This window comes from Nostoc sp. NMS8 (genome assembly GCF_017115045.1).
Taxonomy (GTDB): Bacteria; Cyanobacteriota; Cyanobacteriia; order Cyanobacteriales; family Nostocaceae; genus Nostoc.
Genome location: NZ_JABXKK010000045.1, coordinates 46,892 through 60,915, shown reverse-complemented (window position 1 = coordinate 60,915; position 14,024 = coordinate 46,892). Strand labels below are relative to the sequence as shown.

12 protein-coding genes are annotated in these 14,024 nt (G+C 41.9%); 4 read left to right on the top strand and 8 right to left on the bottom strand.

Annotated features, from left to right (window positions below; all coding sequences use genetic code 11):
- Together HWQ39_RS07735 and HWQ39_RS07730 are read right to left on the bottom strand one after the other, a co-directional pair.
- A partial coding sequence (locus HWQ39_RS07735; protein WP_292843228.1) for a tetratricopeptide repeat protein occupies positions 1–1,922 on the bottom strand: 1,922 nt, incomplete at its 3' end.
- Between the two features lie 66 nt (positions 1,923–1,988).
- Positions 1,989–2,426 carry a hypothetical protein gene (locus HWQ39_RS07730; RefSeq protein ID WP_292843226.1) on the bottom strand — a complete coding sequence of 146 codons (438 nt, stop codon included), beginning with the start codon at positions 2,424–2,426 and terminating at the stop codon, positions 1,989–1,991.
- Positions 2,427–3,242: 816 nt separating this feature from the next.
- Here HWQ39_RS07730 and HWQ39_RS07725 point away from each other — a divergent pair.
- Positions 3,243–3,635, top strand: coding sequence for a hypothetical protein (locus tag HWQ39_RS07725; RefSeq protein WP_292843224.1), 393 nt, complete (start codon positions 3,243–3,245; stop codon positions 3,633–3,635).
- Positions 3,636–3,675: 40 nt separating this feature from the next.
- On the opposite strand, the gene ileS is transcribed toward HWQ39_RS07725, so the two are convergent.
- Positions 3,676–6,552, bottom strand: a complete 2,877-nt coding sequence (ileS, locus tag HWQ39_RS07720) for an isoleucine--tRNA ligase (protein ID WP_292843222.1) — start codon at positions 6,550–6,552, stop codon at positions 3,676–3,678.
- A 258-nt stretch (positions 6,553–6,810) separates the two neighbouring features.
- Entirely contained in the window at positions 6,811–6,954 is a 144-nt protein-coding gene (locus HWQ39_RS07715) for a hypothetical protein (RefSeq protein WP_292843220.1), read from the bottom strand.
- Between the two features lie 216 nt (positions 6,955–7,170).
- Here HWQ39_RS07715 and HWQ39_RS07710 point away from each other — a divergent pair, with 216 nt between their 5' ends.
- A complete protein-coding gene (locus HWQ39_RS07710) occupies positions 7,171–7,560 on the top strand; it encodes a hypothetical protein (protein WP_292843218.1) in 390 nt (129 codons plus the stop codon).
- Positions 7,561–7,856: 296 nt separating this feature from the next.
- Here the strand turns inward: HWQ39_RS07710 and HWQ39_RS07705 are convergent, their stop codons facing one another.
- Positions 7,857–8,600 (bottom strand): response regulator transcription factor, encoded by a 744-nt coding sequence (locus HWQ39_RS07705; protein WP_012410020.1) that lies wholly within the window; start codon positions 8,598–8,600, stop codon positions 7,857–7,859.
- A gap of 157 nt (positions 8,601–8,757) precedes the next feature.
- On the opposite strand from HWQ39_RS07705, the gene HWQ39_RS07700 reads away from it, so the two are divergent.
- Entirely contained in the window at positions 8,758–9,822 is a 1,065-nt protein-coding gene (locus tag HWQ39_RS07700) for an alpha/beta fold hydrolase (RefSeq protein WP_292843216.1), read from the top strand.
- Positions 9,823–9,920: 98 nt separating this feature from the next.
- Here HWQ39_RS07700 and HWQ39_RS07695 read toward each other — a convergent pair whose 3' ends face one another.
- Entirely contained in the window at positions 9,921–10,088 is a 168-nt protein-coding gene (locus tag HWQ39_RS07695) for a hypothetical protein (protein WP_292843214.1), read from the bottom strand.
- Positions 10,089–10,303: 215 nt separating this feature from the next.
- Between HWQ39_RS07695 and hetI the strand changes: the two genes are divergently transcribed.
- Complete coding sequence (gene hetI, locus HWQ39_RS07690; RefSeq protein ID WP_292843212.1) at positions 10,304–11,023, top strand: 4'-phosphopantetheinyl transferase HetI; 720 nt, start codon at positions 10,304–10,306, stop codon at positions 11,021–11,023.
- A gap of 35 nt (positions 11,024–11,058) precedes the next feature.
- Here hetI and HWQ39_RS07685 read toward each other — a convergent pair whose 3' ends face one another.
- Both HWQ39_RS07685 and HWQ39_RS07680 read right to left on the bottom strand, forming a co-directional pair.
- On the bottom strand, positions 11,059–11,862 hold the full coding sequence (locus HWQ39_RS07685) for an SDR family oxidoreductase (RefSeq protein ID WP_292843210.1): 804 nt from the start codon (positions 11,860–11,862) through the stop codon (positions 11,059–11,061).
- Positions 11,863–12,508: 646 nt separating this feature from the next.
- Positions 12,509–14,023, bottom strand: coding sequence for a thioester reductase domain-containing protein (locus tag HWQ39_RS07680; protein ID WP_292843208.1), 1,515 nt, complete (start codon positions 14,021–14,023; stop codon positions 12,509–12,511).
- Position 14,024 lies beyond the last annotated feature (1 nt).

Sequence of the window (14,024 nt, the reverse complement as noted above, 5' to 3'; positions counted from 1 at the left end):
TACCGTCCTTGGCTATCGTAGAGGGAAGCTAAATTGTTCAAGCTAGTAGCTACATAGGGATGCTCCCCAGTAAACAGGCGCTTTCTCATTGCCAGGGCTTCAATGTACAGAGGTTCGGCATCGCTGTACCGTCCTTGGCTATAGTAGAGGTAAGCTAAATTGTTCAAGCTAGTAGCTACATCGGGATGCTCCCCAGCAAACAAGCGCTTTCTCATTGCCAGGGCTTCAATGTACAGAGGTTCGGCATTCCTGTACCGTCCTTGGCTATGGTAGAGGGAAGCTAAATTGTTCAAGCTAGTAGCTACATTCGGATGCTTCCCAGCAAACAGGCGCTTTGTCATTGCCAGGGCTTCAATCAACAGAGGTTTGGCATCGCTGTACCGTCCTTGGCTATGGTAGAGGGAAGCTAAATTGTTCAAGCTAGTAGCTACATCCGGATGCTCCCCAGCAAACAGGCGCTTTGTCATTGCCAGGGCTTCAATCAACAAAGGTTCGGCATCGCTGTACCGTCCTTGGCTATTGTAGAGGGAAGCTAAATTGTTCAAGCTAGTAGCTACATTCGGATGCTCCCCAGCAAACAAGGACTGGCAAACATTTACGCATTCTTCAGTCCAAGGTTCTGCTAATTTATATAATCCTTGTCCTTCGTAAAATCTTCCTACCCCTACAAATACCCAAATTACTTTATCGGTGGGAACTGATGCTAAAGAAATTATCTCTGCCTCTGTTGGTTCTTTTATCTCTGCAATTATACGTTTACCCAGGTCTTCGAGATGAGGAACAATATCTCTGATGCTTTCAATCTGCTCAGAAGTGGCAGAACCAGGAAGGAATTGGGCAAAGCCTATCATCGCAGTAGCGAAGGTTGTTTCCAAAACTAATTTCATCTCGCCAGCATCGGCTAACTGCCCTTGCAAAAACCACCGCACTAAAGCATGAATTTTATAACATCCTGCTCTTTCTTCTACCAATTGCAGCAAGTTGCACCCGTAGAGTTGTTTTTTAGCTGCGTTTAATTCTTCTTCTGACCAAGTTAGGTGTTTTTGTTCCTGATTTTCTGCTTCCCCTCCACCTGTCGCTACCCAAAGAACTAAATCCCAAAGAATCTGTACAGGAGAAAATAAACTCAAAAATATTCCTAGTTGTTGCGCCAGTGGGTCGAGTTCTGACCAAGTTAAAGCAAAGGCGGCTTTGACTCCTAGTTGAGTTGAGTTGAGATTTTCCCGGTCTTGTAAAGCTGCTTCTGCTAATTTACGTTCTTGCAGTCGCCCAAACATGATATCTAAAGATATGTCCGGATCGCGTACTAAATAGCCTCCCACTAATTCTATGCCTAAGGGCAAATATTCTAGACATTCACATATTGCTGTTGCGGCTTGTGGTTGATTTTCAACTCGCCTATCTGTTTTCCTCAACAGTCGTTTTAATAGTTCTAAGGCTTTGCCTGGTTCTTTTTGGGGCGAGAGAACATCTAAGGCAATCTCTTGAATAAAATTCGGGTCTAAATCCCGCAGTCGAGTAGTAACTAAAACTCGGAAGCGGTTATCCTTGGGAACGACTTGGCGGAGGTTGTCTAAATCAGTTACGTCATCGAAGATGATTAAAATCGGCAAGACGGAGTTAGGATATCTAGACCAACACCAGGCGACTTGTTGTTTAAGGCTTAAAAATCTTCCTCCTGATTCTTGGGGAATTTCCAAACCTAACTGCAATGAGAAAAACTCTAAAACTTCGGCGGCGAGATTGCTTTCTCTGTCGTTAAACCAAGCAACTCCCCCATAATCTTGTTCGTATCGTCTGGCGTATTGAGTAGCTAATTCAGTTTTACCCACGCCACCCATTCCGGCTATTGCTACATAATTTCCTCGCTGCAAGTCTTCATGCACCATTGTCAGTTCGGTTTCTCGCCCGACGAAATTCACCGAACCGCGATAAGGAATAGATTTTGTGGGAGTTAACTTTGTCCGTTCCCCGTCAGACGGCTTCAGTCAAATATTAAAAGTACTACCTCTTTGGTCAATGGTTTGGGTTTGAGCCGCATTAATTGCTTTTTCGATGTTTTGGATAAAAGTTGAAGGGTATGGTTGTTGAGATTTCTCCACAGATGCTTTTATCTCTCTCAGAATTTCAGCCCAGTTTGAGGGTGGATTATTTTCTGTTAATAATGCCAATTCTTCTACAGCTTGAGCCACTTCAGGATTCGCTTGAGCCGCCAATTGCACCTCAAGTACAGCTTTACCATAATCGAGTGGTTGGTCTGGTGCTTTTTCTATAGCAGCTACAGTATGGGGAGACTGTTTTTTGAGGGTGACGAGAAACTGACCAGTCTTATCTAATAAAACTTCTGTTACCTTTTCGGTAGTTTTTTCTAAAGCTTTGGTGGCTATTACAGAACCAATTGCGATCGCCGCAGTCTCAAGTATCATATCCTGCCCTTGAATATGTGTTTGCTATCTAACTTATTAATACACCGCCTTTGTTCTAAATTCCCTAATTTTTAGTATCTAGCCGTGGCGATTAAAAATTGCAGCTATACAAACAAAGTCCGCCTAAGAGGATGTTTGAAAAGTTCTCTTGTTGGTATCAAAACGTTCTAGATCCCCTTAAATTCTCCGATAAATTGCGGGACTTTAATTCTGGTTCCTCCTTTTTTAAGTTGCGGTGTATACACAAGTTAAATTACCCCCCTAAAGGGCTACGGTGTACACACATCTCTCTACAAACCCAAAATCATTGGAGATCCCCCTAAATCCCCCTTAAAAAGGGGGACTTTGAGAGGCTTTCGCCCCCCTTAAAAAGGGGGGTTGGGGGGATCAAAAGCCTATGAAACAACTCTAGAAGACTTGTGTGTACACAGTAGCCCCTTTACAAGAGGAGGGTTAGGGTGGGGTAAAACTACAACGAAAAACCAGGTGAGTAAACTATTTCAGACTTGTGTATACACCGTAGGGTTTATCTGTGTAGCTAGCTGCAATTTTTAATCGCTTGTTGCAACGTTTTCATCAACAAAAACAACTGTTTTATTAAAAAAAGCAACTATTTCATTAACAAAAGCGACTGTTTTATCAACAAAAGCGACTGTTTCATCAACAAAAGCAACTGTTTCATCAACAAAAGCATAATTTTTGTGATAAATACTGGCACTTACACCATATTTAATACTGTTAAATGAGGATTTTACTGAACTTAGATACAGCTTTAGTAAGGCAAACTAGCTCTAAGGCAATAAAAAAGATACATTTATGACTGCTCAAAAACGTACATACCGCGTTTTAGAAAAAGCTGAGTTAAGACTGGCGGGATTTACAGCGATCGATCCGAGTATGGATTTTGGGGATATTCGCAACTTGCAAAACGTCACACAACTAATAGAGCAGTACCGTAGCAAGATAGATGCTTATAATACTGCTCTAGCTGTGATTAACTCTTCTAGAACTGAAATGGATGAATTAGACAAAAACTTAAACGATCTGATTGAGAAAATGCTGATTGGAGTTGCTTTCAAGTACGGTAAAGACAGCCGTGAGTATGAAATGGCGGGTGCTGTTCGCAAAAGCGATCGCATCCGCAAAAGTCAGGCAACACGTTTGAAGAATTCAGAGCAAAAATCCAATCAGAACGCAAAAATCAGCTAGTCTCATCAGGCTTTGTTTGTAGCCAGTAAGTTTTATTCTGTTAAAACTCTCCGGCTAAGGCTGCAACACACCGTTCGCAAATTAAGGGATGTTCTGCTGATTCTCCCACGTGGGTGGAATAGTTCCAACAGCGATCGCACTTTTGCCCATCTGCTTTTACTACAGCAATTGTCCAGTCTTCCGTCTGCGCTGTATATTCTAATCCTTGCAACCCTTGAGCAGAATCTAATAATTCCACCTGGGAAGTCAGCAATAAATACCGCAGTTCGTCAATTCCGTTACCTTTAACCGGGTTGAAGGCTTTGATAGCATCACCTAACTGTTTGTGAGGTATATGAATCAAAGCTTTGGCTTCCAGGGAAGAACCAATGAGTTTTTCTATTCTGGCTTGTTCTAACACCTTATTAACATCGGTGCCGAGTTGTCGCAGTGTTTCCCAAAATTCTGCTAATTCTGGATTACGCCATTTATCCTCAACCTGCACCCAACCGGCTTCAAACACTGATTTGTAAGGTGTTTTGTAAGGGAGATATTGCCAGATATCTTCGGCAGTGTGAGATAACACTGGGGCGATCGCTCGTGCTAAATTATCTAAAGCTATCTTCAGCACTGTTTGACAACTGCGACGGCGGAAAGCATCTTTTGCACTGATGTAGAGTCTATCTTTGGCAACATCTAAATAGAAGTTGGACAAATCCACCACGCAGAAATTCTGCACTGTTTGGAAGAAGCGGAAGAATTGGAAACTCTCAAAGGCTTCTGTTACTTCCTCAAACACTTCGGTGATGCGGTGCAGCATATAACGGTCAAGTTCTGGCAATTCCTCGAAGGGAACTGTATCTTTTTCCGGGTCAAAATCATCTAAGCTACCCAACAAAAACCGCGCCGTATTGCGGATTTTGCCTCTAACATCATTCATCTGCTTAATGATGTTTTTGCCAATGCGGACATCGCCGGAGTAGTCTACAGATGATACCCATAATCTCAAGACATCTGCACCGTAAGCCGGTTCTACTTTTTGATTTTTCCCACCTTCAATGATTGTATTTGGGTCAACCACATTTCCTTCAGACTTACTCATCTTTCGCCCTTGTTCGTCTAAAGCGAAGCCGTGAGTTAGCACAGTTTTGTAAGGTGGAATATCATTTACCGCTACACTGGTGAGCAAGCTTGACTGAAACCAACCGCGATGTTGGTCGGAACCTTCCAAATATATATCAGCAGGGTAGCGTAACTCTGGACGCTGTTGGACAACAGATGCCCAAGATGAACCAGAGTCAAACCATACATCCATTGTGTCTGTACCTCTGCGGTAAGACTTGCCATTTTTGCGATAGGATTCGGGTAATAACTCCTCAACCGAAAGTTCCCACCAAGCATCAGAACCTTTTTCAGCGATAATTTTTTGAGCGTGGTTGATAACTTCTTCATTCAGCAGTGGTTCTCCCGTGGCTTCATCGTAGAAAACGGGAATAGGTACACCCCAACTACGCTGACGAGAGATACACCAATCGGAACGTTCCGCCACCATTGGCGTGATGCGATTTTCACCTTGGGCTGGAATCCATTTTACCGTGGCGATCGCCTTTAATGCTTCTTCTCTAAATCCTTCCACGGAAGCAAACCATTGTTCAGTGGCGCGGAAAATTGTCGGCTTCTTCGTCCGCCAATCGTAAGGATACTTGTGGGGATATGCTTCTTCTTTCAACAAAGAACCAGCAGCCGTTAATGCATCAATTACCGCCTGATTTCCATCACCCAGCACATTTAACCCCGCAAATTGTCCCGCTTCTTCGGTAAAATTGCCATTGTCATCCACTGGTGCAAGGATGGGTAAACCGTAACGCTGACCAACGATATAATCTTCTTGACCATGACCGGGTGCGGTATGTACCAACCCAGTACCCGACTCAGTTGTGATGTAATCACCGCCGACAACAATCGGGCTTTCGCGGTCAAATAGAGGATGACGGTAAGTAGTATGTTCTAAGTCATTCCCCTTAAAGGTAGCTTTGATGGTTAACTCAACTCCCAAGGTTGAAGATAAACGTTCGACTAAATCAGCAGCAACAATGAGGTATTTGAAATTACTTTGCGCTTCTGAGTGGGAAACTTCTACCACTGCATAATTCAAATCTGCATTCACCGCCACCGCCAAATTTGCCGGAATAGTCCAAGGTGTAGTCGTCCAGATAGCCACACCCAAATCAGACTGATATTGGGCCAACAGTGGTTTTACAGCTTCTGCCAAACTTGTGATTGCAAAAGCTGCATAGATACTGCGGGAAACGTGACCTTCTGGATATTCCAACTCAGCTTCAGCCAAAGCAGTTTTAGAACTGGGACTCCAGTGAACCGGCTTTAAACCGCGATAGATGTAGCCTTTTAAGAACATTTGACCAAAAACGCCAATTTGAGCCGCTTCATAAGCCGGCTTCAGAGTTAGATAAGGGTTTTCCCAATCACCCCAAATACCGTAGCGTTTAAAATTTTGGCGCTGATTATCTACCGTAGCTAGAGCAAATTCTTCCGCTTTATGACGCAGTTGTAAAGGCGTTAAATTTTGCCGTTCTGCTGACTTCATGTTCTGCAAAACTTTCAACTCAATTGGCAATCCGTGACAATCCCAACCAGGAACGTAGCGAACTTTACGCCCTTGTAACATTTGGTAGCGATTAATAATATCTTTGAGAATTTTATTTAAGGCATGACCAATATGGAGTGAGCCATTAGCGTAGGGAGGCCCATCGTGCAGTATAAATAATTCGCCGGGGTTATTTTCAAAGAGGCGATCGTAAATTTTATTTTCTTCCCAAAATTTTTGGATTTCAGGCTCACGCTTGATGGCGTTTGCCCGCATATCAAAGTTAGTCTTGGGTAAGTTTACAGTATCTTTATAACTTCCTGGTTCGGTCACAGTCTCATGCCTAAAATTAGGTGTGCAGATTCTATTAATTATAGAAGATGACATGAAAACCAAAATTTGCTATTTTACTCATCGCAACAGTGAAGAGTGCTGAGTAATGAGTGCTGAGTGAAGAAAAAGTAATTTAGTGATTTTTTCTCAAAGCAAAGATGCCAAAGGTGAACAATCAGTGGCGGGTCTGAATCCGAGCATGAGCAAGTCTGCTTATAGCTGGAAAACCAGCGCTTGACTTTTGATGCCGTCTTCAGCTTAACTAACATCGTAGCCAGCCATTTTTAATCTGCCTTGGCTGTAGTAACTTTTGTCTTCACGTTTGAGTATTTCGCGCAGGCTGTAGCAACTTCCGCCTTGGCTGTAGTAACTTTTGTCTTCACGTTTGAGTGTTTTGCGCAAGCTGTAGCAACTTCCGCCTTGACTGTAGTAACTTCTGCCTTCACGTTTGGGTGTTTCGCGCAGGCTGTAGCAACTTCCGCCCTGACTTTACCAAAAGCAGATGTAAATTACTTAAATTCTAAGTTTCTTGATAAAAATCAATAATTCTACGTATGACAACTTTTTAAACAATTGTCCACTATAGAGTTATGTAAGTTTTAAAAATGAGTAACAATTATGGCAAGACCAAAACGTAATTCACGTATTCTTGGCAAAGCTGAAACACGTCTAGCAAGCATTAAATCAATCAATTCAAGTTTAGATGTCGGAGAGGGATTGTCAGTCAAAGATTATACTGTAAAAATCGAACGCCTACGGCAATCTCTAGAAGCATATAATACCACCCTCTCCACTATTGATATCTTACTAACCCAGATCGTCGAAAATGAAGAAAATTTGGCAGACTATTCTGAGAAAATTTTACGTGGTGTAGCTTATAAATTTGGTAATAATAGCTATGAGTATCAAATGGCTGGAGGTACTCGTAAAAGCGCTCGCAAGCGTCTTATGCGTCAAAGTGTGGTTTCTGTTGCTCAACCTGCTCCTACTGGTTTGCAAATCAAATAGGATATCGCAGTTTTCAATCATTAGTAAAGACATTGCATTGCAACGTCTCTACATCTAAATTATTGCAAGCGATACTGCGTAAACAGTTGTTGGCGAATTGATAAGGGGTTTAACCCATTAGCCCCAATCTATTCACCAAAGAGGCAGGGGAGCGGGGAGCAGGGGGCAGGGGGAAAGATTCTGGAATTCCCCCTGCCATTGGGCCTCAAGCCCCTCCATTCATGGATGAAGTTTCCCCCTGCTCCCTTCCCCCTGCCCCCTGCCTCTTGTTGACACTCAGCACTACTTGGATGATTTCACTCCACCACTGTTACTGAAGCCCCTTCAATTGATGGAGGTATACCGGGTAACTCCAGACAGTATCCAGCACCATAAACTGTCTTAATATAGCGGGGATGACGAGGATCTGGTTCTAGCTTGGTTCTTAAATGCCGAATATGGACTCGAATCGTTTCTATGTCATCATCAGGATCGTAGCCCCAAACTTCTCTGAGGATTTCGCTGGGAGAAACTGTTTGACCGTGGCGTTGCAGTAAGCAGTGAAGTAACTCAAATTCCAAGTGAGTCAATTTCACTGTGTCATTGAACCATATTGCCTCAAATCTTTCGGGAACGAGGGTGAGTGAGCCATAGTTGAGAATCTCACTGTGCTTTGCGGCTTGGGGAATTCGGTCAGTCCGCCGCAAAAGTGCCCGCACTCGCGCCAGCAGTTCTTCAACTTCAAAAGGTTTAGTGAGGTAGTCATCTGCGCCAGCATTGAAGCCTTCCACCTTGTCCTGAGTTTGGCTCAAAGCCGTCAACATTAACACGGGAATCTCAGAAGTGCGATCGTCGCGGCGCAGGCGTTGGCAAACGGTAAACCCATCTACCCTGGGCAACATTAAATCGAGCATGATCAAGTCTGGTTGTAGCTGGAGAGCCAGCGCTTGACCTTTGATGCCGTCTTCAGCTTGACTAACATCGTAGCCAGCCATTTCCAAGTTGACGGCAACTAGTTCTGAAATCGCTGGGTCATCGTCTATGACAAGAATCCTCGGCATTCTTAAAAAATTATTACTACTTATTAAGGATAATTAACAACCTTTGATAGATACAAAGATTTTTGAATCAATGATGAAAAAGTTTTTAAATCTTACATAAATATTAAGATTAAATGACTGTGAAATCAAGACTCAATTACACGAAATCTTATAGTCTATGATGTGTTATACTCCGCCCTACAATCCGTCTTGGTTTTTACAAAACGGTGTAATGATGACTGTATACACCGCTTTGTGGGGAAAACGTAACTGGCAAAGTACTACTAAAGACCCAGAACCGTCTTATCACGAAGAAATCTTTATTGGTGGCCAAGGTGTGCCAATCTTTGGCTTGGTTGCTATCCCAGAAAATGCTCATAGCACAATTATCGGTACTTATGGCATTACTGGAGAGTTAGAGACGGAATGGTTTTTGAGAGTGCTAGGACGTAAAGCCTACGCTCAGGGATACGCGATGGTGTTATTTGATTGGCGGGCCCACGGCAAAACTGCCGAATTATCGCCAACTCTCACCTCTGATGGTTTGTATGAGGGGGAAGATTTTGTTCGCATTGCTGCTGCTGCAAAGGCAATGGGATGTCCGGGAAAATTTTGGTTTACAGGGTTTTCTTTAGGAGGGCAATTGGCACTATGGGCGGTGAAGGTGGCTAGTGAGGTAATTAGGGAGTATGGAGATTTAAGAATAGAAGATAGCGATATTGGCGGTGGTATGGTGATTTGTCCGAGTTTGGATTCACAGCGATCGCTATCTTACCTAGTTACAAAGCCCTTCGGCAGATATTTGGAAGCGGGGATTGCCCAAAATTTAAAAAAACTGGCATGGCGAATCCATGATGCCCATCCTGGAAGGCTTGACCCAGAAGCGATTGAACGGGCGAACAGTATTTGGGGTTTTGACAATGAATTGGTAATTAAGCAACTTGGTTTTTCTTCTGTGGAAGCATATTACCAAGCTAGTAGTGCTTTACAAATATTGCCGCAAATCTCGAAACCGACTTTGATTTTATATGCTGCTGATGACCCACTTTTTGACCCAGCTATCATACCGGAATTACAAGAAGCGTGCGATCGCAATTCCGCAATAGATTTGTTACTCACTCAATACGGCGGTCATGTTGGCTATTTGAGCAGCAAAGATTGCCAGCGTCAAGTAAAGGATTCCGATCCTTGGTGGGCATGGAATCGGGTTTTAGAATGGTTGGAGGAAAAGCGAACAGCCTAGAAATACCTCGTCCTGACTTCAAAGCAACTAAATTTATTTAAGGGGATGTTAATTTTTAATTCTTAATTTTTAATTTCCCGAAAGGGTTGACCCAGAAGCTACCACAATATTATTGGTAAACCAGCAATGACAGAAGCAATACCTGTCCAGAGGGTAAAGCGTTCAATATCTAGTTCATCTAAAGCAATGCTCATTTGCCTAATTGCTAATAGCAGCGCTGCCAGTAGTAGTATAAAAAAGGCGAAGTACCGCAAATTAATAATCATTCATCCTCACCACAAAAGTTGTTCTAATAGTTTTTAACAAGCTTTTACAAGGTTTTATTGTTCCAGATTTAACACTTTTGGAGATAAACTATTTACCAGTGAAGAGATACAGCAGATTTCAGGTAAATGAGGTGCAAAATCTCATAAATCCACCCATAATAATCGTCGTAATTAAACAAATTATTAGAGTACAATTCCCTTGACTTTTTGACCCAATGATCGGTTCTAATGATATTTGGCAACCTGCACCAACAGATTTAACTCTATTACAGGATGAGATTCATGTCTGGCGCATAGACCTTAACCAACCAGAATCACAGCTACAAAATTTAGCTGCAACTCTTTCCAGTGACGAAATGGCTCGTGCTGAACGGTTCTATTTTCCAAAGCATCGCCAGCATTTCATCGCTGGTCGTGGTATCCTGCGAACTATATTAGGTCGCTATTTGGATATTAAGCCGTCACAAGTTCAGTTTAATTATCAACAGCGTGGTAAACCAGTATTAGCAGATACATTTGCCGATAGTGGACTGGCATTTAACTTGTCTCACTCTCAAGGATTGGGTTTGTGTGCGGTGAATTGTACTCGCCCAATTGGTGTAGACCTAGAATATATTCGCCCGATGTCTGACTTGGAAGCTCTTGCCAAACGGTTCTTTTTACCGAGAGAATATGAAATGTTGCGATCGCTATCTCCCGACCAACAGCAAGAGATATTTTTCCGTTACTGGACTTGTAAGGAAGCTTATTTAAAAGCAACTGGAGACGGACTATCCCAGTTAGAGCAAATTGAAGTGTCGCTAACTCCTACAGAACCAGCCAAGTTAGAGATATCTGAAGAGTGGAGTCTTTTTGAACTAGTACCCGCTAACAATTATGTTGCTGCTGTTGCGGTAGCAGATTTTGGCTGGGATTTAAAATGTTTGCAGTATTAATCTTAGTCATTAGTGAATACTCTATGCCCCATGCCCTATTTATCCTCCTGCATATTTCGCACAATTTTTGTCACTAAGTTTCTAGGTACAAATCTGACGCTTTTTGCCAGTATTGCATTGAGTAAACCAGGAATGACAATGGTTTGCCCCTTCATTAAGGCACGAAAACCAACTTCTGCTACTGTTCGTGCATCCATCATCTTCTTGCCCTTGAGCAGCTTAGAGTCAGCCATTCCGGTTCTTTCATGAAAAGCAGATGCGGTTGAGCCTGGGCAAAGAACTGTCACAGTGACACCTGTACCTTCTAATTCGTTAGCGATCGCTTCTGAAAACGATAAGATATAAGCCTTAGTCGCAAAATAAACCGCCATCAAAGGCCCAGGTTGAAAGGCAGCAGCCGACGCAACATTTAATATCTTGCCTTCACCTTGCTTGACCATGTGCTTTACGAATAGCTTAGTTAAATGGGTGAGACAGACCAAATTTACCTGTAGCATTTCCAATTCAGCAGCTAAGTCTGTTTCGTGAAATAATCCATAGATACCAAATCCGGCATTATTTACCAGCACATCAACATTAATATCGGCGAGTTGTAACTCTGTAAAAATTTCTTCAGGAGCCGTTGATGTAGATAAATCCTTAACAATAGTTTTGACAAAAATTCCAAACTCTTTTTGAAATTTAACTGCAATTTCTACAAGCTTTGGCTCGTTTCTATCTACTAAGACAAGATTATAATTATGAGCAGCAAAAATACATGCTAATTCGTAGCCAATTCCACCAGCTGCTCCAGTAATGAAAGCAGTTTTTTGGTTCTGATTTTGATGTTTTGTGTTCATGTAAGAATATTGGTGAATTCAACTTGATGAAGCTGCGTTGCATTTACAGTGATTCTCGCTCTACAATTAAGTACGCGTAATATCTCAACCTACAAGATATATCTTGAGTTATTACCTTTTCAAATGCTTGTTTGGTGCATTGAATAGATGTAGCAGTCCAAACGCAAATTTAGGACTTATGCATCGAAGAAGTTGGGCATTAAATAAGTTTGGTTATTTCAGACTACTAGGATTTGGCTTTTGATCGCTCACAAAAGCCAGGGGGTAAAACGAAACTTTTATGCCCGACATTAACCATTCTATCCTCAATTACTTCTGTCAAGGGGTGAATACTAAAAATTTACATGATTGAGCATAAAAAAACAGGGCAATTAGATTGCCGCTGTTAATGCATGAGTTGTTGCTGGCATCTGAAATATTGGCTGTTCAGTAGTACTGAGTTTTAAAAAGCTTGGACTAAATAAACTTATTTTGTTGTAGTTGTAGTGGCATGGCAAGACTAAAATAGTGTATTAGATGTAGGTTGGGTGAAGCGAAGCGCAACCCAACATTCTGAGATATGTTGGCTTTGGCAAAGCCTCCACCCAACCTACAATTTTTTTGCAACATTTTAGCCTTGCTGCTCCACTACGCAAGTTGTGAATTACTAAGCGAGATTCAAGAAGCCGCTTTGAATCAAGTAGGCGGTATAAGTCATAAACAATTGAGAGTCAATAGGAGGACAAGCAATAGAACTACCTGCTAGTGCATGAAGAGTGTCTTGGCAACTAATATGAGGTCTTCTAGCTTGTAAATACAAATCAGGAATAGTCAGTTGTTCATCAGACCAACGTTCCAGCAAAAATGGTCGCAGAGTGTATAAAGGATTGTCAGCAGAAGTGACATTATTGATTAACTCTGATTGCCATTTTTCGTAAGGAATCATTTCAACTGAATAACCAAAAGAGCGTATCCACTCAACTAGCATTCTCAAAGAGGCAGGTTGGGGATGTTGTAAATTGAAAGCTTTACCTATGGATTCTTTTTGGCGTGATAGATAAACGATCGCTTTACTTACATAGTCAACAGGTGACATATCCAACATATAATCTACATCAGGGAAATATCCCATTTGTAGACAGCCCTTGGTCATCAAATTGATAAAGTCATGTGTGTTACAAATACCTGTTTTGCTATCACCGGAAATCAGTGGTGGTCTATGGATAGTTACAGGAAGTCCACGGTCACGAGCAATTTTAACTAACTTTTCGGCTACCCATTTTGTTTGAGAATAACCAAGATAAATACCTTCCCAATGATTGAAATCGTCCTGCTCTTTAACAACCTTACCAGCATAAGCAGTGGATTCAAAAACAGCAACACTAGAAACGTAATGTACAGGCTTGACTTTAATTTGACAAGCCAATCTCAAAACTTCTTGAGTGCCTAAAACATTGGCTGCCTTCAATGCTGAATATGGGAAAACATAATTCAATAAAGCAGCACTATGATAAATAGTATCAATATTGGCAGCTAAAATTTGAAACTGTTCCGAACCAATACCTAACAAAGGCTGAGATAAATCACCGACAATCGGAATAATTCTGGAGTTAAATTCTTCCTGCCAAATTGCATACTGCTCCAGATTTTTTTGGAGTTTGCTTTTACCTTCTTGGGCATTAGCAGCACGCACTAAGCAATAGATATCCGCATTAGTTTCTTGTAGCAATTCCCGGATGATAAAAGCTCCTAAAAAGCCTGTTCCTCCAGTTAAAAAGATGTTCTTGGGTTCACCCACAAATACATTAGATGCAGCACCAGGATGGATGGTAGGGTCAAGAACAGCCTCAGCACCTAAATCTAGAACAGAGGGTGCAGTATTGGCATTAGAGGCTACTACCTTTGTATCTTGAACTGGTGAACCATCTTGCACTTCTTCAGCTAAACGCTGTGAAAGAGCTTCAATATTTGGGTAATGCCACAGCAGCAATGGAGATGGTTGAAATCCGAGCAACTTTTCTAAGTTACTGACTAGAATCATTGCTTGGGCTGAATCCAAGCCATAGTTTTCTAAATGTTCTTTGACATCTATTTCATCAGTTGCAACTCCTAGCAACTTAGCTAAGTTAGATATCAAAAATATTTGAATATCGTCTGCTGTGAAAGACTGTTTTATAGTCATT

Excerpts from the sequence above, each read along its gene's own strand:
- HWQ39_RS07730 (WP_292843226.1), bottom strand. The coding sequence starts at position 2,426 with ATGATACTTGAGACTGCGGCGATCGCAATTGGTTCTGTAATAGCCACC.
- HWQ39_RS07725 (WP_292843224.1), top strand. The coding sequence starts at position 3,243 with ATGACTGCTCAAAAACGTACATACCGCGTTTTAGAAAAAGCTGAGTTA.
- HWQ39_RS07710 (WP_292843218.1), top strand. The coding sequence starts at position 7,171 with ATGGCAAGACCAAAACGTAATTCACGTATTCTTGGCAAAGCTGAAACA.
- HWQ39_RS07705 (WP_012410020.1), bottom strand. The coding sequence starts at position 8,600 with ATGCCGAGGATTCTTGTCATAGACGATGACCCAGCGATTTCAGAACTA.
- HWQ39_RS07700 (WP_292843216.1), top strand. The coding sequence starts at position 8,758 with ATGATGTGTTATACTCCGCCCTACAATCCGTCTTGGTTTTTACAAAAC.
- HWQ39_RS07695 (WP_292843214.1), bottom strand. The coding sequence starts at position 10,088 with ATGATTATTAATTTGCGGTACTTCGCCTTTTTTATACTACTACTGGCA.
- hetI (WP_292843212.1), top strand. The coding sequence starts at position 10,304 with ATGATCGGTTCTAATGATATTTGGCAACCTGCACCAACAGATTTAACT.
- HWQ39_RS07685 (WP_292843210.1), bottom strand. The coding sequence starts at position 11,862 with ATGAACACAAAACATCAAAATCAGAACCAAAAAACTGCTTTCATTACT.
- HWQ39_RS07680 (WP_292843208.1), bottom strand. The coding sequence starts at position 14,023 with ATGACTATAAAACAGTCTTTCACAGCAGACGATATTCAAATATTTTTG.